Source organism: Rhizobium sp. ZX09 (genome assembly GCF_017357485.1).
GTDB lineage: Bacteria > Pseudomonadota > Alphaproteobacteria > Rhizobiales > Rhizobiaceae > Agrobacterium > Agrobacterium pusense.
Genome location: NZ_CP031364.1, coordinates 1850589 through 1874324 on the forward strand (window position 1 = coordinate 1850589; position 23736 = coordinate 1874324).

19 protein-coding genes are annotated in these 23736 nt (G+C 60.0%); 11 read left to right on the plus strand and 8 right to left on the minus strand.

What is annotated here, in order from left to right; all coding sequences use genetic code 11:
- Positions 1 to 12 precede the first annotated feature (12 nt).
- Genes BTN45_RS23105 through ligD form a run of 3 tightly spaced genes read left to right on the plus strand, consistent with a single transcriptional unit; the run spans position 13 to position 3620 of the window.
- A complete protein-coding gene (locus BTN45_RS23105) occupies positions 13 to 300 on the plus strand; it encodes a hypothetical protein (RefSeq protein WP_004444758.1) in 288 nt (95 codons plus the stop codon).
- Positions 297 to 1124: a Ku protein gene (locus BTN45_RS23110; RefSeq protein WP_207591311.1), complete on the plus strand. Its 828-nt coding sequence runs from the start codon at positions 297 to 299 to the stop codon at positions 1122 to 1124. The genes BTN45_RS23105 and BTN45_RS23110 overlap by 4 nt, the downstream gene beginning before the upstream one ends.
- Positions 1125 to 1127: 3 nt before the next feature.
- Positions 1128 to 3620, plus strand: a complete 2493-nt coding sequence (ligD, locus tag BTN45_RS23115) for a DNA ligase D (RefSeq protein ID WP_207591318.1) — start codon at positions 1128 to 1130, stop codon at positions 3618 to 3620.
- A gap of 9 nt (positions 3621 to 3629) precedes the next feature.
- Here ligD and BTN45_RS23120 read toward each other — a convergent pair whose 3' ends face one another.
- From BTN45_RS23120 to BTN45_RS23130, 3 genes are all read right to left on the minus strand, one after another.
- A complete protein-coding gene (locus BTN45_RS23120; RefSeq protein ID WP_035208297.1) occupies positions 3630 to 4421 on the minus strand; it encodes a Ku protein in 792 nt (263 codons plus the stop codon).
- A 90-nt stretch (positions 4422 to 4511) separates the two neighbouring features.
- Entirely contained in the window at positions 4512 to 5516 is a 1005-nt protein-coding gene (locus BTN45_RS23125) for an inorganic phosphate transporter (protein WP_004444749.1), read from the minus strand.
- Positions 5516 to 6160 (minus strand): DUF47 domain-containing protein, encoded by a 645-nt coding sequence (locus tag BTN45_RS23130; RefSeq protein WP_022563805.1) that lies wholly within the window; start codon positions 6158 to 6160, stop codon positions 5516 to 5518. Before BTN45_RS23130 ends, BTN45_RS23125 begins: the two co-directional genes overlap by 1 nt.
- A gap of 113 nt (positions 6161 to 6273) precedes the next feature.
- On the opposite strand from BTN45_RS23130, the gene BTN45_RS23135 reads away from it, so the two are divergent.
- Positions 6274 to 6816, plus strand: coding sequence for an NUDIX hydrolase (locus BTN45_RS23135; RefSeq protein WP_060942131.1), 543 nt, complete (start codon positions 6274 to 6276; stop codon positions 6814 to 6816).
- 57 nt (positions 6817 to 6873) lie between these two features.
- Here BTN45_RS23135 and BTN45_RS23140 read toward each other — a convergent pair whose 3' ends face one another.
- A complete protein-coding gene (locus BTN45_RS23140; protein ID WP_207591320.1) occupies positions 6874 to 10059 on the minus strand; it encodes an efflux RND transporter permease subunit in 3186 nt (1061 codons plus the stop codon).
- A gap of 1 nt (position 10060) precedes the next feature.
- On the minus strand, positions 10061 to 11209 hold the full coding sequence (locus BTN45_RS23145) for an efflux RND transporter periplasmic adaptor subunit (RefSeq protein ID WP_207591321.1): 1149 nt from the start codon (positions 11207 to 11209) through the stop codon (positions 10061 to 10063).
- A 594-nt stretch (positions 11210 to 11803) separates the two neighbouring features.
- Between BTN45_RS23145 and BTN45_RS23150 the strand changes: the two genes are divergently transcribed.
- The gene (locus BTN45_RS23150; RefSeq protein ID WP_246751754.1) at positions 11804 to 12676 is read left to right on the plus strand and encodes a DUF535 family protein; all 873 of its coding nucleotides are present in this window, start codon (positions 11804 to 11806) and stop codon (positions 12674 to 12676) included.
- Here the strand turns inward: BTN45_RS23150 and BTN45_RS23155 are convergent.
- Positions 12649 to 13569: a hydrogen peroxide-inducible genes activator gene (locus BTN45_RS23155; protein ID WP_035208302.1), complete on the minus strand. Its 921-nt coding sequence runs from the start codon at positions 13567 to 13569 to the stop codon at positions 12649 to 12651. The genes BTN45_RS23150 and BTN45_RS23155 overlap by 28 nt on opposite strands.
- 205 nt (positions 13570 to 13774) lie before the next feature.
- On the opposite strand from BTN45_RS23155, the gene katG reads away from it, so the two are divergent.
- Positions 13775 to 15946 (plus strand): catalase/peroxidase HPI, encoded by a 2172-nt coding sequence (gene katG / locus BTN45_RS23160; protein ID WP_207591332.1) that lies wholly within the window; start codon positions 13775 to 13777, stop codon positions 15944 to 15946.
- A 126-nt stretch (positions 15947 to 16072) separates the two neighbouring features.
- Here katG and BTN45_RS23165 read toward each other — a convergent pair whose 3' ends face one another.
- Positions 16073 to 16249, minus strand: coding sequence for a hypothetical protein (locus BTN45_RS23165; protein ID WP_207591333.1), 177 nt, complete (start codon positions 16247 to 16249; stop codon positions 16073 to 16075).
- A gap of 224 nt (positions 16250 to 16473) precedes the next feature.
- On the opposite strand from BTN45_RS23165, the gene BTN45_RS23170 reads away from it, so the two are divergent.
- The gene (locus BTN45_RS23170) at positions 16474 to 17367 is read left to right on the plus strand and encodes an AraC family transcriptional regulator (RefSeq protein WP_207591334.1); all 894 of its coding nucleotides are present in this window, start codon (positions 16474 to 16476) and stop codon (positions 17365 to 17367) included.
- A 132-nt stretch (positions 17368 to 17499) separates the two neighbouring features.
- On the opposite strand, the gene BTN45_RS23175 is transcribed toward BTN45_RS23170, so the two are convergent.
- Entirely contained in the window at positions 17500 to 19620 is a 2121-nt protein-coding gene (locus BTN45_RS23175) for a TonB-dependent siderophore receptor (RefSeq protein WP_207591335.1), read from the minus strand.
- A 221-nt stretch (positions 19621 to 19841) separates the two neighbouring features.
- On the opposite strand from BTN45_RS23175, the gene BTN45_RS23180 reads away from it, so the two are divergent.
- Genes BTN45_RS23180 through BTN45_RS23195 form a run of 4 tightly spaced genes read left to right on the plus strand, consistent with a single transcriptional unit; the run spans position 19842 to position 23735 of the window.
- Entirely contained in the window at positions 19842 to 20849 is a 1008-nt protein-coding gene (locus BTN45_RS23180; protein ID WP_077987594.1) for an iron-siderophore ABC transporter substrate-binding protein, read from the plus strand.
- Positions 20846 to 21889: an iron ABC transporter permease gene (locus BTN45_RS23185; RefSeq protein WP_207591336.1), complete on the plus strand. Its 1044-nt coding sequence runs from the start codon at positions 20846 to 20848 to the stop codon at positions 21887 to 21889. Before BTN45_RS23180 ends, BTN45_RS23185 begins: the two co-directional genes overlap by 4 nt.
- A 2-nt stretch (positions 21890 to 21891) precedes the next feature.
- The gene (locus tag BTN45_RS23190) at positions 21892 to 22926 is read left to right on the plus strand and encodes an iron chelate uptake ABC transporter family permease subunit (protein ID WP_207591337.1); all 1035 of its coding nucleotides are present in this window, start codon (positions 21892 to 21894) and stop codon (positions 22924 to 22926) included.
- The gene (locus BTN45_RS23195; RefSeq protein ID WP_207591338.1) at positions 22923 to 23735 is read left to right on the plus strand and encodes an ABC transporter ATP-binding protein; all 813 of its coding nucleotides are present in this window, start codon (positions 22923 to 22925) and stop codon (positions 23733 to 23735) included. The genes BTN45_RS23190 and BTN45_RS23195 overlap by 4 nt, the downstream gene beginning before the upstream one ends.
- Position 23736 lies beyond the last annotated feature (1 nt).

Below are 23736 nucleotides of genomic sequence, written 5' to 3' on the forward strand. Positions count from 1 at the left end.
CGAGGAGCAGACATGAAAAGGCATGAACGACGTTCACAAACGGATGCAAAACCCTTCGATGTACGCGACCGGCTGATACTGGCCCTTTACGCGCAGCTGAAGGCGGAAAGGCAGACGAGAGAGGCCATGGAATGGGTCATTCGCAATGGCGGCCTTTCCCCTGAAGTGCTGGAAGCCATGGCCTCCGACCCTGTGCCGGTTCTTGCGGAAGCGGACGTTCCTGCCATCGAGCGCATTCTTGCCGCAGACCGGAATGGCGGCCGCTCGTCGCGTAACGACAATCACGGGCGGGCGTCATGAACAGGAGGGCGAGCTGGAGAGGCCATCTGGTCTTTGGTGATTTGAACTGTGAAATCGGTCTTTATTCCGCGCTGACCTCGTCGGAGAAAATCTCGTTCAACATCGTCAACCGCAAGACGGGTCACCGCGTGGAACGGCAATATGTGGATAGCGATACCGGCGAGGCGGTCGAACGGGACGAGCAGGTCAAGGGCTACGAACGCGATAATGGCGATTACATCGTCATCGAGGGTGACGAAATCTCAAAGCTGATGCCGGAAAATGACAAGGTCATCCGTATCCGGCACTTCCTCCAGTGCGACGACATAGACAAGCTTTATTTCGACAAATCCTATTATCTTGCGCCGACGCAGGAAGGTGGCGAGGAGGCGCTGACGCTTCTCGCCAGAGCGATGGAAGACGAAAATGTTGCTGCCCTCGGAGAGGCCGTGCTGTTCCGGCGCAACCGCGTGGTCCTCATCCGCCCGAGCGGCAGGGCGCTCGTCGCAACCACGCTGAATTTCGGTTACGAGGTTCGGGCAGAGAATACCGTCTTCAAATCCATCCCGGACATCGAGTTCGATGACGAAATGCTGGAACTTGCCGGGCATATCATCGAAACGCGGGCCGGCACCTTCGATCCCTCCGATTATAGCGACCGTTACAACGATGCCCTTGCGGAGCTGGTGAAAGCCAAGATTGAGGGCCGGGAAATCCGCAAGCGGGCACCGCAGAAACAGGACAATGTGATTGATCTCAAGGAGGCGCTTCGTCGCAGCGCAAGGGAAGACGCCGGAAAAAAAGCGAAGCCGTCAGGCCGCAAGACGTCGCGGAAAGCGAGCTGATCCATGGGATTGCAGACCTATAACGCCAAACGCAGCTTCGACAAGACCCCTGAGCCCAAAGGGACGAAGGCCGAGGTCGAAGGCTCGAGCTTCGTCATCCAGAAACACGATGCCCGCAGGCTGCATTACGATTTTCGTCTGGAAATGGATGGGGTGCTGAAGAGCTGGGCGGTCACGCGAGGCCCAAGCCTTGATCCGGAAGAAAAGCGCCTTGCCGTGCACGTGGAAGACCATCCGCTCAGCTATGGCGATTTCGAGGGTGTCATCCCCAAGGGACAATATGGTGGCGGCACCGTCATCGTTTGGGATCGCGGCGTCTGGCGGCCGATCGGCGACGCCAGAAAGGGCTATCGAAAAGGCCATCTCGAATTCGAGCTGGAAGGCGAAAAGCTGAGAGGCCGCTGGCATCTCGTGCGTATGCACGGAAAGCCTGGCGAAAAGCGGGAAAACTGGCTGCTGATCAAGGGCGATGATGACGAGGCGCGGCAAGACGGTGGTGCCGACATTCTGGAAGAGCGGCCGGAATCGGTGAAAACCGGTCGCAGCGTCGAAGATGTCGCTTCAAAACCCAAGGACACGTGGAATTCCAAACCCGTGTCGAAAAAGGCCACGGCATCCTCTTCAGGCCGGAAGCAGGCGCATGATTTGCCCAGGGGCGCGCGTAAACAGGCGCTTCCGTCCTTCGTGCCGCCGGCGCTTGCCACGCTGAAGCCGAAACCGCCTGGCGGCGATCGCTGGCTGCACGAAATCAAGTTCGACGGATACCGACTGCAGGTCCGGCTCGACCACGGCAAACTCCAGCTTCTGACCCGTAGTGGTCTGGACTGGACAGAGAAATTTGGGGATGCGGTGGCCCGCGCGTTAAAGGTCTTGCCCGCCGAAACAGCCCTGATCGACGGTGAAATCGTCGTGGAACGGGACAGCGGCGCATCCGACTTTTCAGCCCTGCAACAGGATTTAAGCGAAGGGCGCAGCGACCGTTTCGTCTTCTACGCCTTCGATCTCCTGTATCTCGATGGGTCCGACCTGCGCGGCGCAGCGCTCACCGAACGCAAGGCTCTCCTCGAAAAACTCCTTCCGGCGGGCGATCCCCAGCTGCGTTACAGTGAACATTTCGAGGAGAGCGGCGCGCTGGTCTTGGACCACGCCTGTCGTCTCAGCCTCGAAGGGGTGATCTCCAAGGTCAAGGACAGCAAATATGTCTCCGGCCGCAAGGGTGAATGGGTGAAATCGAAATGTTCGATGCGGCAGGAATTCGTCATCGGTGGTTATACGGTTTCTTCCACTTCGGATCATGCCATCGGTTCACTGGCCCTCGGCGTCTATGAAAAGGGCAAGCTGCGCCATGTAGGCCGCGTCGGTACGGGTTACACCGGCGAGGTGGCTGAGATGCTGCTCGGACGCCTGAAGCCGCTCGCGCAAAAGGAAAGCCCCTTCGGAGAAAAGCTGACCGCGCTTGCACGTCGCGACCTCCACTACGTCAAACCGGACCTCGTGGCGGAGGTCGAATTCCGGGCGTGGTCGGGCGATGGCAATCTGCGGCACGCCTCATTCCGAGGACTGCGCGAGGATAAGCCTGCTCAAGAAATCGAACGCGAGGAGAAGGCCGTGAACGACACCAGACCGCCGCAGTCTGCCATCCAATTCACTCACCCGGACCGCCTTTACTGGCCGGATGACGGCGTGACGAAGGAAGGTCTTGCCGATTATTATGCCCAGGTCTGGAAGCAGATGGCGCCCTTCGTGGTCAACAGGCCGCTCGCGCTGCTGCGCTGCCCGGAGGGTATAGAAGGGCAGCGGTTTTTCCAGAAACACGCCTGGCGCGGCATCAACAAGGCCATCGAACAGATCAGGGATCCCAAGGATAAGGCCGGCGAACCACTGATCCGCATTACCGATTTTGATGGCATGATGGCGCTCGTGCAGTCCGCGGCGCTTGAAATCCACCCATGGGGAGCGACCACCGCGAGCTGGGAAAAGCCGGATATGATCACCATGGATATCGATCCCGCCGAGGATGTCTCCTGGGAGGATGTGATAGAGGCGGCGCTCGAACTGAAGCAACGTTTTGAAGCGGCGGGTCTGGCAGCTTTCGTCAAGACATCAGGCGGCAAGGGGCTTCATGTGGTTGCCCCGCTGAAGCCGCAGGCTGGCTGGACGGCAGTCAAGGCATTTGCCAAAGCCATGGCCGCAGACATGTCGAAGGCCGAGCCGGACAGGTATCTCTCGGTCGCAACCAAGGCAAAACGCAAAGGCCGCATTTTCATCGACTATCTGCGCAACGGTCGCGGCAATACCGCGGTGGCGCCTTATTCGACCCGGGCGCGGCCGGGTGCGGCGGTCTCCGCCCCCCTCGAATGGTCCGAACTCACGGCCGATATCGGTCCTGCCCATTTCACGGTCAACAATATCGGGGCACGTCTTTCCGCATTGAAGAAAGATCCCTGGGAGGGCTTTTTTGCCGCCGCGGAGGTTTTGCCGAAAAAGGCGCGCTAAGACCGCGTCTCAGCGCTTCTTTTCGGCCGCGATGCTTTTCTTCAAAGCGTCCATGATGTTGATGACGTTGCCGCCGGTTCGGGCCTTGGTGCCGGCCTTCTTGTTCGAGGCGGGCGCCTCATTGCCTTTGCTCTTGAGCAGCGACCTGATCTTTTTCTGGATCGGGTCCTGAACCAACGTTGGTTTCCACTCCGTCATCTGGCTGGAAATGCGTTTTTCCATGGCCTGCAGCAGCGGCTTTTCAAGTTTCATCTTCGGATCGAGAGCGTCAATGCTTTCGCGCACCTCCTCGCCGTAGTGCAATGTCCACAGGATGATACCCTTGCCGGAAGGTTCCAGCAGCACGGCCCGTTCCCGCCGGTAGAGCACAAGCCGGGCAATGCCGAAAACGCCGTTTGCCGTCATGGCCTCGCGAATGACGCTGAAGGCTTCGGCGCCGATCTTGTCTTCCGGGCGAAGAAAGTGCGGTCGGTCGTACCAGATCCAGTCTATGGAGCCTTTTGGCACAAAGGTCTTGATATCGATCGTGCGCGTACTTTCGAGCGCCACCGCATCGATCTCGTCATCCTCGAGCAGCACATAATCGTCCTCGCCACGGGGAAAACCCTTCACCTGGTTTTTCGCCGCAACGGGGCGGTGGGTGACGCTGTCGACATAACGGCTTTCGACGCGATTGCCGGTCTTGCGATTGAGAACGTGGAAGCGGTACTTGTTGCCTTCTGTCGTTGCAGGTGTCAGCGACACGGAGGCCGTCACCAGCGACAGCTTCAGATAACCCTTCCAGAAAACCTGACGTGCCATTTCCCGCGATCCGCTTGCCCGTTGATCTCCCGGATCAAACAGCCACGGTGTGGTTTTTGTTCCGGGAGGGGCCGATGGGGCAGGGGAGTGTCAGCCGAACAGCGATGTCAGCCAGTAAACGGAAGCGGAAATCAGTGCCGCGGCCGGCATGGTCACGATCCAGGCGATGACGATGTTGCCGGCCAGTCCCCAACGCACCGCGGAGACGCGGCGTGCGGCCCCGACGCCGACGATGGCGCCGGTGATGGTGTGCGTGGTGGAGACCGGGATGCCGAGCCACGTGGCGCCGAACAGTGTCAATGCGCCGCCGGTTTCAGCGCAGAAACCTTGCATCGGGTTGAGCCGCGTGATCTTTGAACCCATCGTATGCACGATGCGCCAGCCGCCGAACAAGGTGCCGAGCGCCATGGCAGACTGGCAGGAAATCACCACCCAGAAAGGCACGTAGAAACTCTCCCCGAGATGTCCCTGGCTGAACAGCAGCACGGCGATGATGCCCATGGTCTTCTGCGCGTCATTGCCGCCATGGCCCAGCGAATATAGCGAGGCGGAGATGAACTGCATGACGCGGAAGGTGCGATCGACTGCAAAGGGCGTCTGCCGCACGAAAAGCCACGATACCGCAAGCACCAGAAGCAGCGCGAGGAAAAAGCCGATAGCCGGTGACATGAAGATTGCGCCGACGGTCTTCAGCAGCCCCGACCAGACGATGGAATTGAAGCCGACCTTTGCCAGACCTGCGCCAACGAGGCCGCCGATCAAGGCGTGCGACGAACTGGAGGGGATGCCGAAAATCCAGGTGACGATGTTCCAGACGATCGCGCCGATCAGCGCCGCGAAAATCACCTGCGGAGATACGATGGCCGGATCGATGATGCCGGTGCCGAGCGTTTCCGCCACATGCAGGCCGAAGAAGAGGAAGGCTATGAAATTGAAGAAGGCCGCCCACGCAACGGCATATTGCGGCCGCAGCACCCGGGTGGAAACGATCGTGGCAATGGAATTTGCGGCGTCGTGAAGACCGTTCAGAAAATCGAAGAACAGTGCAATGGCGATGAGGCCGACAAGCAGCGGCAGTGCAAGTGCGACATCCATCAGACGTTCTCGATAACGATGCCGCTGATCTCGTTGGCCACATCCTCGAAGCGGTCAACCACCTTTTCGAGTTCGCCGTAGATCTCGCTGCCGATCATGTAGGCCATGGCATTGCCGGCGGCGCCATGGCGGCGGAACAGGTCTTTCAGTCCCTGGTCGTGCAGGTCGTCGGAGCGCCCCTCGACGCGGGTGATCTCTTCGGCGATCGATGACAGGCGCTGGGCATTGGTGCCGACCTTTTCGAGAAGCGGAATGGCCTCTGCGATCAGGCTAGCCGCGCGCACGATCTCATGGCCCATCTCCTTCATCAGCGGGTCGAATTCGCTCTGCTCGAAGAGACGGATGGTTTTGACCGTTTTGTGCATCATGTCGATGGCGTCATCCATGGACTGGATAAGGTCCTTGATATCGCCGCGGTCGAAAGGCGTAATGAAACTGCGTCGCACCGCAAGCAACACGTCGCGGGTGATGTCGTCCGCCTGATGTTCGAGGGCAACGATGAGATCGCAGTTCTTTTCGACATCGACGCCGCTCAAAAGGCTGTCCAGGGCTTCGGCCGCTTTGATGACGGTTTCGGAATGTTTGCTGAACAGGTCGAAGAAACGATCCTCGCGCGGCATCAGTTTGCGGAAAAAGCTCATCATGCGAATTGGCCCTCAGTGGCGCTTTTAATGTTGTGGGGGGTAATTGTCATAAAACTGTCATAAATGCACGCGGGGCATTGATGCAACCCGGAAAATCAGCACTATCAACGGATATGAAATCGACGAAAAAAAGCCGGAAATCCCGCCCGGCCCGCCCCCTGACATTGCTTCAGCAGCTTGCTGCGGTTCCGGAAAAGCTCTTCACAGGCGCTTTCCGGCAGCAATATGCTGCGCTGTGCTTTCGATATGGCGGGGGCGATGACAATGTCGAAATCCTGCTCGTTACCTCACGCACCAGCGGTCGCTGGATCATTCCGCGCGGCTGGCCGATGAAGCGCAAGAAGCCCCATGAGGCCGCGGCAATTGAGGCTTGGGAGGAGGCCGGTGTTCGTGGCCGGGTCAGAAAGGAAGCGGTCGGCCGCTATACCTATCTCAAGATGCTCGATGATGGCGAAGTCGTGCCCTGCGTCGTGGACGTGTTTCAGATCGAGGTGACGGGCGCGGAAACCAAATTCAAGGAGCGTGGCGAGCGCCTGGTGGAATGGGTTCGCCCGGACGAGGCCGCAAGAAGGGTCAGGGATATCGAGCTGAAATCGCTGCTGGTCGATTTCAGGCCAAAGGGCAAACGGAAGGGCCGCACGGGCGAAGGGGCATGAAGATCTGCCGCATCGCCTGGCTGAACCGACGACTAATGTGGGCGTAAAACGACAGGCTCAAATCTGCCGGATATCTTCTGGCAGGTGAAGCTCATGCTGAAGAAACTGCAGCTGCCGATCCGACACGTCGTGCTCATCCGCCTCGTCCGGCGGTTTCGGCAGCAGTCGGGCGAAACGCGTGCTGATGCTGTCGATATAGGACAGGATGGTCGGCACAATGATCAGGGTGAGAAAGGTGGAACTGATGAGGCCGCCCACTACGGCATGGGCCATGGGCGCGCGCTGCGCGCCGCCTCCACCTATGGCGAGCCCGAGAGGGATCATGCCGAAGATCATCGCGAGCGTCGTCATGATGATCGGCCTGAAGCGGATCACGCCCGCATTTTCCAGCGCCTCGTTCAGGGAAAGGCCGCGCCGCCGTTCACGATTGGCGAAATCGACCAGCAATATGCCATTCTTAGTCACGAGGCCCATCAGCATGATGAAGCCTATCAGCGAGAACATGTTGATCGTACTGCCGGCCACCATAAGGCCGGCGAGGGCGCCGACAAGCGAGAGCGGCAGCGATGCCATGATGGCGAGTGGTTGCATGAAGCTGCCGAACTGCGAGGCAAGGACGATGTAGATGAAGATGACCGCCATGGTCAGCGCTGTCACCATATGGCCCACGGTTTCCTCCATTGTTTGGGCCTCGCCGCCGAAGCGTATGCGGTAACCATCCGGCAGATCGCGATGCGCTGTGAGGTTCTGCAACGCTTCCGTCAGATCGCCTAGCGTGCGGCCGGCAATATTGGCCGTGACCAGCACCTCGCGGCGATTGTCGATACGGCGGATTTCCGCCGGTGCCGGAACGACGGTGATCTCGGAGACCTGATCGAGACGCACCATGACGGGGGCGCCGTTTGACGTGGTCCGTCCGGTTGCGATCATGAGGTCGCTGATCGCCATGACATCGGAACGCCGCTCGGCGGGCAGGCGCAGGACTATGTCGTAGCTGTTGCCGTTCCTGTCCGTCCATTTCGATACGTCTTCCCCGCCGATGAGTGGGGAGAGTGCTGCAGCGAGTTCGGACCTGCTGACACCGAGATCGCTCGCGGCTGCGGATTTCAGGCGTACGGAAAGGATGGGTCTCACGTTGCGGGCGCTGGAGGTGACATCCACAAGGCCCTGGATTTTCTTCATGTCTTCCATCAGGGCGGATGAGATTTTGTCGAGTACCTCCCTGTCGTCGCCGAGAACGCTGAGCTGCACCGGGCTTTCCTCGCCGCCAAGGCCGTCCTGCAGGATCGAGAACTCAATGCCGGGTATGGCCGTCAGGCGTTGGCGGATCGGGTCGGCAAGCGCCAGCGGCGTCCTGCTCCGCATCTCCAGCGGCACGAGCGCCACCTGAATGATGGCGCGATGTTTGCCGGCGGCGCCGCCGGTATTGATCGTGGAATAAAGCGTCTCGACTTCTGGAAACTGCCCGAGCGCCTTTTCGACCTGCCGGACCTTCGCCGTGGTGTAATCCAGCGAAGAGCCGGCTGGTGCGGTAACGGCTATCTGGAAGCGGCCCCCGTCGGCGGTCGGCACGAATTCCGCGCCGAGCAGCGGCACCATGAAGAGGCTACCGATAAAAATGGCGATGGTGGCAAGCAATGTAACGAGCCGATGGCGGAGGGTCCAGCCGATCACGCGTCGGTACCTGCCGGCGAAATGTCCGAAGCCATGATCAAAACGTGCAATCAGGCGACCGATGCGCCCACGTTTCGCGTCAGGCTGTGAACCAGGATCGTACCAGACGCTCGACAGCATCGGATCGAGCGTAAAGGCGACGAAGAGGGAAATGAGCACGGCGGCCGAGACGGTGATGCCGAATTCGTAGAAGAACCGGCCCACAATGCCGCCCATGAAGGCGACCGGCAGGAAGACTGCCACGATGGTCGCGGTGGTGGCGATAACCGCAAGCCCGATCTCGTTCGTTCCATCAAGTGCTGCGCGGATATGGGATTTGCCCATGTGAAGATGGCGGGTGATGTTTTCGCGTACCACGATCGCGTCATCCACCAGAATGCCGATCGACAACGTCAGCGCCAGCAGGCTGAGCGTATTGAGCGTGAAGCCGAGGGAATCGATTACTGAAAGCGTGCCAATGATGGCGACGGGCAGGGTCAATCCGGTAATGACCGTGCTGCGCCATGAATTGAGGAAGAGAAAAACGATGGCGATTGCAAGTGCCGCGCCCTCGATCAGGGTTGTCTGCACCTGAGTGACGGATTCCCGGATCGGGATAGACGAATCCGTGACGATGCGCAGTTGCACGTTCTGCGGGGCGAGTTCTCTATTGAGATCGTCAAGGCGGCTCTTCACGTCCCTTACGACCTGAACGGTGTTGGCATCCTGTATCTTGACGATATCGATCGCCAGTGCCGTCTGGCCGTTGTAAAGGGCGCGGCTTTCCGCGTCGGCCGCCCCTTCGAAAACTGTTGCCACGTCGCCAAGCAGGATCGGCGCTCCGCCGCGCCGCGCCACGACCATTTCCAGCAGTGCCTGTGGGGTGTCGATGCGGCCCTGAACCTGAATGGTACGTTCGGAGGTTGGCTCCACGATGCTGCCTGCCGGGCTGTTACCGTTGCCACTGCGCAGCGCATTCGCCACCTCGTTGACGCCAATCGCGAGCGCGCGCATGCGTGTCTCGTCCATTGCAACATCGATCTGCCGCTTTCGGCCGCCGACGAGTGTCGCCTGTCCGACGCCTGAGACGCTGGTCAGTTGCCGCAACACCTTCTGGTCGGCAAGTGTGGTGAGGGCGGACACATCGAGTGCCGTGGAGCTGATCGCGATCGAAAGGATCGGTTCCGCAGCGGGGTCGAAGCGAGAGATGACCGGCTTTTTCGTGTCTTCCGGCAGACTTGCCTCAATGGCGGCCACCCTGTCACGCACATCCTGTGCGGCGGTCGCGCCTTCAACCTCCAGCTTGAATTTCGCGACCACGACGGATCGCCCCTCATAGGAGGTAGAGGTGATTTCATCCAGACCGCCGACGGTGTTCAGGGCCTCCTCGACCGGACGTGTCACGTCGGTCTCCACCGTCTCCGGTGTCGCGCCTGGATAGGTAATGGCCACCACGACGACGGGCAGGTCGACCCTGGGATACTGGTCCAGCCCCAGTCTCTGCAGTGAAAAGAAGCCCAGGACCAGCAGCGCCACCATCATCATGGTGGTGAAAACGGGATGAGTAACGGATATGCGGGTCAGAACCATGTCAGCCCGCCCTGTCTATCGTCACCGCCATATCAGGCTGTAATTCCGGCAACGGCGCGGTGAGGATCGTCTCGCCTCCGTTCAGGCCGGCGGCGATCTCGACAGAGCTTCCACCGTTCCAGCGCGCTCCAAGCGCAACAGCCTGGCGGCGGAGATGGCCGTTCAGCACCTTGAGGACATGATAGCCCGTCTCATCCTTGCGAAGCGCGATGGCGGGAACTACCAGCGCGTCGTTTTTTTCCCACAGAAGGATCGATCCGCTTGCGAACATTCCGCCCCATAACCTGCCGTCACGGTTGGCAAGCCGCAGATAGACCGCGACGAAACGCGTCCCCTCTTCGGCAAGAGGATTGATGCGGTCGACGGTGCTCCTGACGACGTCCCCACTTAGCCCGTCGATCTCCAGGTCGGCCGTCTGGCCGAGTGCGATGCGGGGAACATCGCGGGTGGCTACGAGGACTTTTGCTTCCAGCATGCTGCTATCCACCAGCGTCAGAAGTTCGCCATCGGCGCTGATCCGCGACCCCGTCTCTGCCACACGTCTGGTAACGGTTCCGTCAAATGGTGCACGGATTTCGGCGTTGCGGACGGCGAGACGGGCAATATCCACCTGTGCCGACAGGCTCTGAACCCTTGCCGTCTTCACCACGACATCGCTTTTCGCCTTGTCGAGCTGTTCTGCCGAGGCAATGTTTTTTGCAGCCAGCTGTTCGGTTCTCGCCAGCGCCTGCATCGCCAGTGTCAGCTCAGCCTCGGCCGCATTCCGGTCGCTTTGCCGGAGCAGCAGCGTTGATTGCAACTCGTCGGTTTCAAAACGCGCAAGCAGGTCGCCCGCCTTGACCGGCTGCCCCTCCCGGACCGTCATCTCAAGTATCTTTCCGGCTTCGCGGGCGCGGATCACAACGCGGCTGATTGGCTGAAGCTCACCGCTGATGCTGAGGCGCTCCGCCATGGAGCGTGTACCGATCTTTGCCGTTTCCTGCTCTGTGAGTTCGAAAGGAATGCCGGCAGGGCTCATGGTAGCCGCCGCCACGACACCCTTGACGCGCTCATTCGCATCCGCGCTTCCGCGTACCGGACCGAGAGCGGTGACGACGAGAACGCAGCCAGCAAGCGCGCCCCCCGCCTTTATCGTTCTCTTTATCCACATAACATCGTTTCTCCAGATAAAACCAATCCGGTACCGCCGGGTCACGTCGCCTGCGCCCAGGCCGATGGCCAAGGGATAGGCATCCATAATTGCAGCAGCATTACCCGGCCCGAATGCCCGGCGGCATAATGTTGACGTAACGTTACCGGTGCAGAACGCCCGTCATACTGACCGAACTGAGTTGGTTTGTGGTGTGGAGACGGATCGTGACTGATGGCAAAGGCGCTATGGGCCGGGATGGCGCAGTGGATCCCTTCTTGATGACGCCGGTGCCGTGCCGCCACGTGAAGACTCCCCGTCTGAAAAGTCTTCGTTTTCATCATGCGCCGCCCGTTTGGATTCACAGTCATGTCAGCTTGACGGGCCTAATTGGATTGGCGCGGCAAAATCCGGATTCGCAGGTGATTGCTATTATCGAGATGTCCTCCTCCCTCTTTTCCCTTTGCTCTCATTCTCTCTGCAGGTGTCAAAATGTGGCGCGCTGAAACGTCTGCCCTCCGCCGTGATCATGACCCTGGTGCGCTTGATCCGCTGCCGGCTTACCCGCAAGGTCTCCCAGCCTCTGAGGGGGCGGGAGTGTCTTTTTTGCCGCTTATGACAAGGCTCGCGGGGTTCACCCGCCGGGCACACTGGAAGCGCGGTTTTCTTTTGTGGATGCGTTTTGCAGGCAATCCCATCGTGACGCTGCGATGGTGGCTTTTTCTCATGCGGTTTTCGGCAATGGAGCAGTTAGCGCTTCCGCACGACGATCTGCTGCAAAAACCTTTCTCGAAATTCCTTATCGCCAATCTGGGCTCTCAGAAACGTCTCGCACTTCTGACCTCGAATTTTCACCTCGCCAGGGAGTGCTTTTCGCGCAGTGTGATGGCAGCGATCTGGGCTGGGGAGGCCGTCCAGATGTCAGTGATTTCCGGCCGTTCCGACGATTACCGGTGCAACCTGGCGCTTGCGGACCGCTTTGGCGGCCGGCACGAGGGCGCGTTTGCCATCCGGTTGATCCGATGCCGGGATGAGGCGACAGTTTGGACAGCCAAGTTCATGTTCGTAAACAGGGGCGATGTCAGGACGATCGTGGTCGGCGGAATGCAGGGGCCGCACGCGGCGAAGCAGGAAATGGTGGCTGTAACGCGTGATCTTTGTGGTCTGCGCCCCAAAGAGGCGGTGTTGATGGTTATGCAGGCCTATCTGGGACAGGGTGCTCATAGCTTCTTTGCGATCTCGCAGGCCCGGCATCCGATAAACCACCGGCGAAGACGGCGCCAGAAGATGCTGCTTTCGGACATTGACGCTTTCTGGAACGAGCGGCTTGCAATGCCGGAGAGCATGTTCGGGTTCGAAGTGCCCATTTCCACAATGGATGGCAGTGACAAGCGCAGCCGCATCAAAAAGGCTTTTTTCGAGGCTTCGGCCCGACTTTGCGCACCCTGTGCGCCTGACCACTATCTGGTGGAAACGTTACCGCCCTGAATTTTTTGCAGGCCACAGTCTCGGATGATCTCCGAGATATGAGCGAACTGCGCCGAAAGCGGGTTACTCTTCCGCCACACGATACCGATGGTGCGGGACGGTCGCGGTTCCGCCAGACGGAAGACCGAGACCGTGGACTGCCGGGTCTCCATGTCGACGGCCATTTGCGGAATGAGCGTGACGCCGATGCCGGCGCCGACCATTTGCACAAGGGTGGATAGTGAACTCCCCTCCATCAGCACGCGGGGTGGCGCATTCGTAGTGCTGCAGAAGGATAGCGCCTGATTGCGGAAACAGTGGCCTTCCTCCAGAAGCAGCAGGCGCATTTCGCCGAGCTTGTCGGCGCTCGGCACCGGCATGCCCGCATCCTCCATCGGCCGCACCAGAATGAATTCCTCGGAAAATAGCGGGATTTCCTCCAGCGACGGTTCCGAGACGGGGAGGGCGACGATGGCCATGTCCAGCCGGGCCTCCAGAAGGTCCTCGATCAGTTTTTGCGTCACCGCCTCCCGCGGACGTGCTTCCAGCCCGGGGTAATGTCTCGTAAGCGTCTTGATGACCTGCGGCAGAAGATAGGGAGCAACGGTCGGAATGACGCCGATGCGCAGGCGGCCGCTGAGCGGCCCGTGCCGAGCCCGCGCCAGATCCTGCAGCTCATCGACCGATTGAAGGATCGCGCGGGTGCGCTCGGCAAACTCCTCGCCAAGAGCGGTCAACCTGATCTGCCGGCTGCCTCTTTCGACCAGCGGCGCACCGATCAGTTCTTCCAGTTCACGGATCTGAAGCGAAAGGGCGGGCTGCGAAATGGCGCAGGCCTCGGCAGCACGCCCGAAATGGCCGATCTTCGCCAAAGCGTCAAAATAGCGGAGATGTTTCATGGAGAGCGCAATCATAAGCTCAGCATATCGCAGCCTTTAGAATATACAATTGGAAATTATGGAACCCGCCTGATAGTCATCATCATGACAGAAAGAGGCTGTAGCTGTGAAAGGCCGTCAGTGTCGTTGCGGTTGGCAGTAACCCGTTGCGAACGCTGATTCATACCGCTGCCCGTGTCGAACTTATTTTGTTTAATTGCTAAACCCATCGGAGGGCGAAATGGACGCAACTTCAAAACCGGCTGGCAAATGTCCCGTCATGCACGGAGGCAATACGGCTTCCGGCAAATCGGTGACCGACTGGTGGCCGAACGCGCTGAACCTCGATATTCTTCATCAGCACGACACCAAGACCAATCCGCTTGGCACCTCCTTCAACTATCGCGAAGCGCTGAAGACGCTTGATGTCGAGGCCCTCAAGGCCGATCTTCGGGCCCTGATGACCGATAGCCAGGACTGGTGGCCGGCCGACTGGGGCAGCTATGTGGGTATGATGGCCCGTGTCACCTGGCATGCCGCCGGCTCTTATCGCGTAACGGACGGCCGCGGCGGCGCCAACACCGGCAACCAGCGTTTTGCACCGCTGAATTCCTGGCCTGATAACGTCAACACCGACAAGGGTCGCCGCCTGCTGTGGCCAATCAAGAAGAAATACGGCAACAAGATTTCCTGGGCAGACCTGATCGCGCTCGCCGGCACCATTGCCTACGACGTTGCGGGCCTGAAGACCTTCGGCTTCGCCTTCGGCCGTGAAGACATATGGGCTCCGGAAAAGGACACCTATTGGGGTGATGAAAAGGAATGGCTGGCTCCGAGCGACGGTCGTTACGGCGACGTGACGAAGCCGGAAACGCTGGAAAACCCGCTTGCCGCCGTGCAGATGGGTCTCATTTACGTCAATCCGGAAGGCGTGAACGGCAAATCCGATCCGCTGGCGACGGCGGCGCAGATGCGCGAGACCTTCGCGCGCATGGGCATGAACGACGAGGAAACCGTGGCGCTCACCGCCGGCGGCCACACGATCGGCAAGTCGCACGGCAACGGCAGCGCGGCCAATCTCAGCCCCGATCCGGAAGCCGCAGGCCCGGAATATCAGGGCCTTGGCTGGATCAACACCAAGGGCCGCGGCATCGGTCGTGATACCGTCGTCTCGGGTATCGAAGGCGCGTGGACGAGCCATCCGACCAAGTGGGACAATGGCTTCTTCGACATGCTGTTCAAGCATGAGTGGACGTTGACGCACAGCCCCGCCGGTGCATCGCAATGGGCGCCGATCACCATTGCCGAAGAAGACAAGCCTGTTGACGTCGAGGATGCCTCGATCCGCACCATCCCGATGATGACGGATGCGGACATGGCACTGAAGGTCGATCCGATCTACCGTGAGATTTCGCTGAAGTTCAAGGACGATCAGGATCATTTCTCGGAAGTCTTCGCCCGCGCCTGGTTCAAGCTGACGCACCGTGACATGGGGCCGAAATCCCGGTATTTCGGACCGGATGTTCCCGCAGAAGACCTGATCTGGCAGGACCCGGTGCCCGAAGGCTCCACGAGCTACAATGTGGCTGCCGTACAGGCCAAGATCGCCGCTTCCGGCCTTCCGGTCGCAGATCTGGTTGCCACCGCCTGGGATAGCGCCCGCACTTTCCGCGGTTCGGACAAGCGCGGCGGCGCCAATGGCGCACGTATCCGCCTTGCTCCGCAGAAGGACTGGAAAGGCAACGAGCCCGCCCGTCTTTCCCATGTGCTTTCGGTTCTTGAGCCGATTGCCCGTGAAACCGGTGCGAGCATCGCGGATGTCATCGTTCTGGCCGGCAATTACGGCGTGGAACAGGCCGCGAAAGCGGCTGGCTTCGATATCGCCGTGCCGTTTGCACCGGGCCGCGGCGACGCTTCCGCCGAGCAGACGGATGCTGACAGCTTCGCTCCGCTCGAGCCGCTGGCGGATGGTTTCCGCAACTGGATCAAGAAGGACTATGTTGTCAGCCCCGAAGAACTGCTGCTGGACCGCGCCCAGCTTCTCGGCCTGACTGCGCCGGAACTGACAGTACTTATCGGCGGTCTGCGCGTCATTGGCGCCAATTACGGCGGTGCGACACATGGCGTGTTCACTGACAAGCCCGGCACGCTGACGACCGACTTCTTCACGACGCTGACGGATATGGCCTATACCTGGGTCCCGACCGGCAACAATCTCTATGAGATCCGTGACCGCAGGACTGGCGTGGCAAGATACACCGCCACCCGTGTCGATCTCGTGATCGGCTCGAACTCGATCCTGCGCGCCTATGCGGAAGTCTACGCACAGGACGACAACAGGGAAAAATTCGTCCGCGACTTCATCGCCGCCTGGACGAAGGTGATGAACGCCGACCGTTTCGATCTTCTGTAACGAGCCTGTTTGCCATTGAAAAGCGCCTCCCTGAGCGATCGGGGAGGCGCTTTTGTTTTCGGCTTCTCGTAGATCGGCTTGGCGCTCTCGCACACGTTGCGCAAATGTGCTGGACGCGGCGGCGGATCACCGACGGTCGGAAGACGGTACCGGACGCTTCGGGGATGATTTCTCCGCTCCTTGCGACGGGGTTCTGCCGCTCTTTTCATTCTCGTGGGCATCCGGCCCGGCGACGATGACGCCGCGGCCCTGTTCCTCGCGCTTCTTCTCTGCGAAGTCGCCGGGTTCCTTGTTGCGGTCCATGAATAATCTCCCTCGTTTGGTTCCTGTCAGGAATTCAACGGTCGTCCCGGGCAGAGGTTCCAGCCTTTTCGCGGGGGAGAATGTTTCTATTCATAATGATCTTTGCTATTAACATGAATAGATAAGTCATGTTATGGCGGCATGCAGGGTGAGCGCCACGATTGCCCTGTGCCACGTTTGTTTCCACGCCTCGGCCTCGGCTCGACAACCGGACGGTAATTGCATTGAGTTTCTGGCATTCCATGACCTGGCACACGGAAGGGATCAGTGTCACCGCGCCGGTCAAGTGGCGCCAGTTCGACGGGCTGGTCAGCGCTTTCTGGGAGGCGGAGAGCCAGGTGGGGGCGAAGGGGTATTACCTCGCCGCCGATCCACGCATCATGATTTTCTTCAACGACGTCTCGTCACGAATCCGAATATCAAATCGCGACGGCGAGCTTTCGCAACATTCGCGGCCGATGACGCGGGCGGTTTACGTGCCGGCAGGCGTGCCCATGTGGACGGGCAGCAACGCCACGCATCGTTTTTCCCATCTCAACCTGCATATCCACAAGGACCGGCTTCTCCGCTTCCTGTCCCCGGCGGTCGGCGGTTCGGCGGCCATGACCGCGTTACGCCGTCCGGTCGAGATACAGGATATCGGCGGGGTGGAAACCCTGGCGGGCCTGCTGGTGGATGAACTGGCCGAGCCGCAGAAACATCCGCTTTATGCCGAAAGCCTCGTCGGCGGTATTGTTGCCGGCTTGCTGGATATTCCCGGACCAACGCCCGAGCAGGCCAATGGCAGGCTGACGCAGGCGCAGATGAACCGGTTACTCGCCCGCGTGGAAAAGCGCGGTGATGACCGCATGACGGTCGCCGAGATGGCCGATATTGTCGGGCTGTCGGAAAGCTGGTTCGCCACGGTGTTTCGCCAAACAACCGGCAAAACACCTCTGCAATGGCAACTTGAGCGGCGTATCGATGCCGCACAGAAACTTCTGCTGGAAGGCGATCTGACGGTGGCCGATATTGCTGCCCAGCTCGGTTTTTCCGATCAGGCTCATCTCACCAAGGCTTTCCGTCAGTCCGTGGGTAACACGCCTGCTGCCTGGCGACGTCTGCACAGGCTGCTTTGAAAAGGCGGGATTGGCCTCCTGGCGCGTAGGTGGTGGCGGGCGACCGCCTTTTGAATTTCCAGACAAGCCAGAGCATGATGTCGTGCATCAGGAAATATCCACAATATATTGAAATATTGTGGATATCTTACATCACCATGTCTTGCGCAGGGTAACCGAAAACGCCCTGCCCGGGTCGTAGAAGTCTGCTCCGAACCCGCCATAAGAAACGTGTTTTTCGTTAAAAAGGTTGGAGGCATTGACATCCAGCGAGGCGGTTTCCTGGATCTTGTAGCTGAATGCCGCATCCACGGTCACACTGCTTCCGGTTTCGACCTTGTTGGCGTTGTCGAAATAATAGGCGCCGGTATAGCGGCCGCCGAGACCGAACGTCATGTCACCGAAATGGTCGTTGCCCGCAAGCGTATAGTTGACCCATAGCGAGGCCTGATGTTCGGGCACAAACTGCGGCCTGTTGCCGACATTGCCGCCAGTGCCGTTTTCGGTGATTTCCGCATCGAGATAGGAATAGGCTGCCGTCAGGCTGAGACTGTCTGTGACCTCAGCCTTGGCCTCGAGGTCAAGACCACGCACACGCACCTCGCCGATCGTTGTGGGCAGGCTGGTGATCGGGCTTGTGACGGTGATGTTGTTCTTTTTCAGATCGTAGATCGAGGCGGTGAAGAGAGCCGGGAAAGCGTCCGGACGGTACTTTACGCCGAGTTCGATCTGTTCGCCGCGCTCCGGCTCGACGGTGAGACCGGACGCGGGCACAACCGATTCAGCATAGCTGATATAGGGCGCGATCTCGTTGGTAATCTTGTAGGACACACCAATGCGCTTCGTAAGTTCGCTGATGTCGCCGCTCGCCGTCGTGCGGTTCAGCCGGTTTGTCTGGTCGGTGTCGATCCAGTCGTTTCTAAGGCCGGCGCTGATGGTGAGCCTGTCGAAGAAGGTCAGGTCCTGCTGCAGATAGAGCGCTCTTGTCTTCTGGTCCGTCAGGGAGTCCGCATAGAGCGGCACGGAAGAGGGCGCGCCGGTATAGATCGGGTTCATCCAGTTGATGCTCGGTGCAGCGCCAAAGTAGCTTTTGCTGCCGGAGGTGTAGTCATTATAGAAAACACCGACCAGGCTGCGGCTTTCGACGTTGTCGAACCGCGTGTCATATTGCAGGCGCGTGTCGATCAGGAAGTTTTCGGTCTCGGTGTCGTTACCGAAATAGGAACGATTGGCGATGGTCGAACCGTTAGTCGGCGTCGATGAGATATAGGCATAACCGAAGTCCGTATTCGCCTTGCTGTAGCGGGCGTTGGAACTCAGCGTCAGACCGGATCCGAAATCGTGCTCGAACATCACGCTCAGCGAGTTACGGTTCGTGCCGCGATAATTGTAGTCGGGTTCGCCGAAGAAGCGGCTCCGGTCGAAATGCGAGCCGACGGGATGGCCGCCGCCACCGGGAACGCCATCCTTGTTGAGATGGTCGTAAACGACAGTGAGGCTGGTGGCGTCGGTCGGACGCCAGGTCAGACCGCCCATGAAGAATTTCTCGTCGTCGCGGGAATAGTCATATTCCGCATCTGCGTTGCGAAGCTTGCCGGTCAGACGATAGGACAGAGTGTCGTCGCCGGTGATGTTGTCGCCGAAATCGAAGCCGGTCTCGGCGCGGCCATAAGAACCGCCGGTCACATAGGCTTCGCCGAAACGCGCATGTTTAGGCACTTTTGTGGAGTAATTTACCGAACCGCCGGGGTCCGAAACACCGAAGGTCGTGGAGTTGCCGCCCTTTAAGACTTCGACGCGCTCATAGGCATAGGTTTCTTCGCGCAGCGCGCCGAAGGGGCGGCCGAGCGTCAGGCCGTCGCGGTACATGTAAGCGTCGAAACCGCGAATCTTGAAATAATCGAAACGGTCATCGGAGCCGTAAAAATCCGTGGTGACGCCGGCGGTATATTGCAGTGCTTCTTCCACCGTCTGCACGCCGCGCTGCTGCATTTCCTTGGCGGTGATGACAGAGACAGAGGCAGGTGTGTCGAGAATATCGGTCGCCATCTTGCTGCCGCTCGTCGTGCGGGTGGCGACGATCGATTTCTGATCATTGTCACCGCTGTCGATGGTGATGGTCTCCAGAACCGTGCTGCCGCCCGTGTTGGCAGCCTCCTGCGCAACGAGAAGGCCGGGCATGGATGCGGCAAGCGCCGTGCAGGCCAGCAGGGCCGCTTTCCCGTGGAGATGTCGCGCGGTTTTGCGGTTTCTGCCTTGGATGTCGATATTCATTGGTAGGTTCCAGAAATTAATGCCCCGATCGCCGTTTTCACGGACCACTCTCGATGCGCCCAATAACTTGAGAAAGTTTGTCCGGTATTGTAGATTTTTGCGGTTTTGTACAAAACCCCGGAAATTTCACCGCTGTTGCGGCAGCATTTCGTCCCCGGACTTGACGGGGGCAATTGAAGCTGAGAATTCAAGTCTACTTTTGAATTTTGAAAGCCTCGCTGATGCCCCGCCTGTTTTGTGGTCTTGTACCGGTCTTCGTGTTTCTTCTGTCCGTAATCGCACAGAATATCGCTGTGGCGGAGGAGACGGCACCCTATCCCGTCATCATCAAACACGCGTTCGGCACGACGACGATTGCGAAGAAGCCCGAGCGGGTCGCCACCGTTGCCTGGGCCAACCATGAGGTGCCGCTGGCGCTCGGCATCGTGCCCGTCGGTTTTGCCGCCGCCAACTTCGGCGATGATGACGGTGACGGGCTGCTGCCCTGGGTGGCGAAGCGGCTATCCGAGCTAGACGCGCCAAAGCCTGTGCTGTTCGATGAGGGTGACGGCATCGATTTCGAGGCTGTGGCGGCAACGCAGCCGGATGTCATCCTCGCGGCCTATTCCGGCCTCAGCCAGTCCGACTACGACACGCTCAGCCAGATCGCGCCGGTGGTCGCTTATCCTGTCTCGCCATGGGCGACGGACTGGCGCGACATGATCCGGCTGAATAGCGCCGGTCTTGGAATGGCCGCAGAAGGGGAGGCGCTCATCAAGCGCATCGAGGGCGAAATAGCCGAGGTCGTTGCCGGACACCCGCAACTGAAGGGCAAGTCGGCCATGTTTGTCACCCATCTCGACGCCACAAATCTCAGCGTTGTCAATTTCTATACGGCCAATGATACCAGAGTTAAGTTCTTCAAAGATCTTGGCCTTGCGTCCCCCAAAAGCGTCGCGGAGGCAACGAGGCCTGGGCAATTCGCTGCCGGTATCAGCGCCGAGCGCGTCGATGCCTTCGACGATGTCGATATCATAGTGACCTATGGTAGCGAGCCGCTGCTGAATGCCATGCGCGCCGATCCGCTTCTCGCCCGGATGCCCGCCGTCTCAAACGATGCTGTCGTTATGCTGGGGCACGATCCGCTCGGCACGGCTTCTAATCCCACGCCTCTGTCGATTTCATGGGTGTTGAAGGACTATGCCGATCTTCTGGCAAGGGCCGCCGGTAAGTCCGGGAAATCACAGTGACAATGTCCGGATCCGGCAAAGCGGCTGCCGTGCTTTTGGCCGGGCGCTCGAACCGCGTGCGGATGGCGTGGCTTGGCGCGGTGCTGGCGCTTCTCGGGCTGCTATGTGCGTTGTCGGTTGCCATCGGCACGCGTGAGGTCTCATTTGCGGATATTCTTGGTGGGGTGAGTGGCCGTGTCGAAACGGTTGCAGAAGCGGCGGTTGCTGTGCGCCTGCCGCGCACCGTGCTTGCGCTTATAACGGGTGCCGCGCTGGGGCTGGCCGGCGCGATCATGCAGGGGGTCACACGCAATCCGCTTGCTGATCCCGGTATTCTCGGCGTGAACATGGGGGCGTCGCTTGCCGTTGTCATCGGCATCGTCTGGTTCGGCATCGCCTCGGCTCAGGCCTTCATCGTCACGGCAATTGCCGGGGCGGGCGCATCCGCGATCTTCGTTTATGTTGTCGGTTCGCTTGGGCGAGGTGGGGCCACGCCGCTGAAACTCGCGCTTGCGGGTGCCGCCACCTCCGTCGCCTTCTCGTCGCTCGTCATCGCTGTGGTGTTGCCGCGCAGCGATATCGCCGGCGGCGTCCGTGCCTGGCAGATCGGTGGTGTCGGCGGGGCAACCTTCGAACGTATCGAGACCGTATTGCCCTTTCTGGCTGCCGGTTTCGTCATAAGCCTGCTTTCGGCGCGGAAGTTGAATTCGCTTGCGCTTGGCGACGAGCTGGCCGCCGGCCTTGGAGAAAACGTTGCCGTCGCCAGAGCCATGGCATCCTTCGGCGCCATTCTGCTCTGCGGTGCGGCCACCGCCATTTGCGGGCCGATCGGTTTTGTCGGTCTGGTGGTGCCTCACCTCTGCCGCTCGCTGGTCGGGGTGGACAATCGCTGGCTTCTTCCGTTCTCAGCGCTTGGAGGCGCCTGCCTGCTGCTGGCCGCCGATATTGTCGGCCGCATCGTCGCGCGGCCCTCCGAACTCGATGTCGGTATCGTCACGGCGCTGGTCGGCGCGCCCTTTTTCATCTGGATAGTCAGACGGCAGAGGGTGCGTGAGCTGTGAGCATGTTTCCGTCAGTCGTCGAAACGCTGGGTTTCAACCGCCATCGTCGGCAGGGCAGACGCCGTCTCGTCATCTTTTGCCTGCTGACGCTTCTCGTCGCGGCTTTTGCGCTCACGCTGACGCTCGGCCAATCATTCACCCCGCCCGGTGAGGTGATCCGCGTGCTCCTTGGCGAGGACATCGCCGGCGTCAGCTTTACCGTCGGACAATTGCGCCTGCCACGCGCGCTGCCGTCGGTGCTGGCGGGGCTGAGCTTCGGCCTTGGCGGCGTCGCCTTTCAGATCATGCTACGCAACCCGCTCGCCAGCCCCGACATTATCGGCATCAGCTCCGGCGCCAGCGCCGCCGCCGTCTTTGCCATCGTCGTATTGCAGATGAACGGACCGCTGGTTTCGGTTGTCGCCGTCGTCGCCGGCCTTGGCATCGCCCTACTGGTCTATCTCCTCTCCTTCCGCAACGGCGTGGCCGGAACGCGTCTGATCCTTGTCGGCATCGGTGTTTCCGCCATGCTGGAAAGCATCATCGCCTATATTCTCTCCGTCGCGCCGGCCTGGACACTGCAGGAGGCGATGCGCTGGCTGACCGGCAGTGTCAATGGCGCCAAACTTGCCCAGACACTGCCGCTTGCCATCGCGCTGGTTTTCTTCGGCGGCCTGCTTCTCAGCCGTGCACGGGATCTCGAGACGCTCAGGCTCGGTGATGATGCCGCCGCGGCACTCGGCGTTCGGGTCGGGGCAACACGCATTATCGTCATCGTCGCAGCCGTTGGCATGATCGCCTTTGCTACGGCCGTCTCGGGGCCGATCGCCTTCGTTGCGTTCCTGTCCGGACCAATTGCAGCGCGTATCGTCGGCAGCAATGGATCGCTGCTCCTTCCCGCCGCACTGGTCGGGGCGGTGCTAGTGCTGGCGGGTGACTATTGCGGCCAGTTCCTGCTGCCCGGCCGTTACCCGGTCGGCGTCGTCACCGGTGCGCTCGGTGCGCCCTATCTGATTTATCTGATCGTGCGGGTCAACCGCAGCGGAGGCTCGTTATGACCGGCCACTCTCTTTCCCTAAGCGGCCTCTCGGCCGGCTATGGCGACAGCCTCATCATAGAAGAGCTGGACCTCGCCGTCCCGCGCGGGAAGATCACGGTTATCGTCGGCGCGAATGCCTGCGGCAAGTCCACTCTGCTACGCAGCATGTCGCGGCTCATCACACCGCGCGCCGGTCAGGTCCTGCTCGACGGCAAGTCGATCCATCGTCTGCCTTCCCGGGAACTGGCTCAGCGTATGGGTCTCCTGCCGCAATCGCCGATAGCGCCTGAAGGTATCGTGGTTGCGGATCTCGTCAGCCGTGGGCGACATCCGCATCACGGCCTGTTCGCACGCTGGACACGTGAGGATGACGAAGCGGTTGCCGCAGCACTCGTCGCCACCGACACGGTCGAGCTTGCCGAACGGCCGGTGGATGAATTATCGGGCGGCCAGCGGCAACGCGTGTGGATCGCCATGGCGCTTGCCCAGCAGACCGACATATTGCTCTTGGATGAGCCGACCACCTTCCTCGATATCAGCCATCAGGTCGAGGTGCTGGACCTTCTCACAGACCTCAACCAGTCGCGTGAGACCACCATCGTCATGGTCTTGCACGATCTTAATCTCGCAGCCCGTTATGCCGATCATCTCGTCGCCATGAGGGACGGAAAGCTGCATGGCTTCGGCACCCCGGAAGACGTGTTGACGGAAGAAAATGTCCGCCACGTTTTTGGTATTGAAAGCCGTGTCATCACGGATCCGACATCGGGCAAACCGATGATGCTGCCGATCGGGCGGCATCGGACGGCAGCTACTGACGTCAGGTGAT